Annotated in this window: 1 protein-coding gene; it reads left to right on the top strand. The window is 36.5% G+C overall.

What is annotated here, in order from left to right:
- Nucleotides 1–119 precede the first annotated feature (119 nt).
- Entirely contained in the window at nucleotides 120–1337 is a 1218-nt protein-coding gene (locus ACFYKX_RS27200; RefSeq protein WP_389365454.1) for an ISL3 family transposase, read from the top strand.
- The last annotated feature ends 44 nt before the right edge of the window (nucleotides 1338–1381 follow it).

Genomic DNA, 1381 nt, shown 5'->3' with positions numbered 1-1381 from the left:
GATTCTATAATATTTGTTGGGGTTTAAACACTATTTAGTGCATAAAAAAAGCACGATATCATCCATTCTTATATACTTGAGTTGTCGAGAAACAAGTATAGAGTGGAGATACGTGCATTATGAATTCTAACATAGTTTTACCTGGATTTGAAGAAGTGATAGTTAAGAGGGCTGCATTAATAGAAGATAAGTACTGTTTTGAGGTTGAGATGCCTTTAAAAGAACATTCGTGTTCGAGCTGCGGTTCAGTAACAACTAAGATTCATGATTATAGAATTCAAAAAATAAAACACTTGAAGCTGTTCGAGCGACATACCCTCATTTTCTATAAAAGGCGTCGCTATGCATGTGAGTGTGGAAAGAGATTTTCTGAGGAAAATCCTTTTATTGAGCGTTATCAACGGCTATCCATTGAATTTAACCAAGCTATTAAGATTCGTAGTATAAAGGGAAAAACGTTTAAGGAAACGGCTGAAATCTACGGAACATCTGCATCTACCGTTGTTCGACGCTTTGATCAGATAGCTGAAAGTACGGTTCAAGTGGAGCCAGATCCATTACCAAAGGCCATTGCGATTGATGAATATAAAGGGGATACAAAAGAAGGTAAATATCAGCTTATTATTGCAGATGCAGTAACTAGAGAGCCGATTGATATTCTACCAAACAGATATAAAAAAACCATTAAGCAATACCTAAGAAAGCATGGGGCAAATGTGGAATATGTAGTCATGGATATGAGCCCATCTTTTAAAGCAGCTGTTCAACAAGCACTGGGAAAACCTATTATTGTCGCAGACCGATTCCATTTTGTTCGGTATATTTATTGGGCATTGGACGGTGTAAGGAGAAGAGTTCAGTCTACCTGGCATGATTATGACCGTAAGAAGTGTAAAAAAATGCGCTATGTATTCCACAGAGATTCAGAAAAGTTAACTGAAGAAGATCAATGGTATCTGAATCGATACCTAGGTTTCTCAGAAGAATTAAATGTTGCCTATCATCTTAAGGAAGCCTTCGCTCAGTGGTTTAAGCAGGCTAAAGTAAATGGTCTAGAGTCCATCCTCCAGACGAAAGAATTATTAAATGAATTTTACCGTAAGGTAGAACAGGTAAATATACCAGAGTTCAAAAAAGCCATACAAACCCTACAAAATTGGCAGGTAGAGATCTTAAACAGCTTTGCGTATGGCTATTCTAACGGATTCTTGGAGGGAATTAATAACTTAACAAAAGTAATGAAGAGAAATGCTTTTGGTTTTAGGAGTTTTAAGCGTTTTAGAGCAAAGATATTATTGACACATAAGTATAAAAAAATGGGTGTTCATATTGGATAAGGGTGAAGTAAAATTGACTCCACCCCAACATTTGACGTTGAACC

Origin of the sequence: Cytobacillus spartinae (assembly GCF_042865285.1) — a bacterium.
Taxonomy (GTDB): Bacteria; Bacillota; Bacilli; order Bacillales; family Cytobacillaceae; genus Robertmurraya_A; species Robertmurraya_A spartinae.
The sequence above is the reverse complement of the archived record's forward strand: the minus strand, read 5'-3'. Positions and strand labels throughout refer to the sequence as shown.

What these genes read in the sequence shown, in the direction of transcription:
- ACFYKX_RS27200 (WP_389365454.1), top strand. Translation starts at nt 120, where the DNA reads ATGAATTCTAACATAGTTTTACCTGGATTTGAAGAAGTGATAGTTAAG.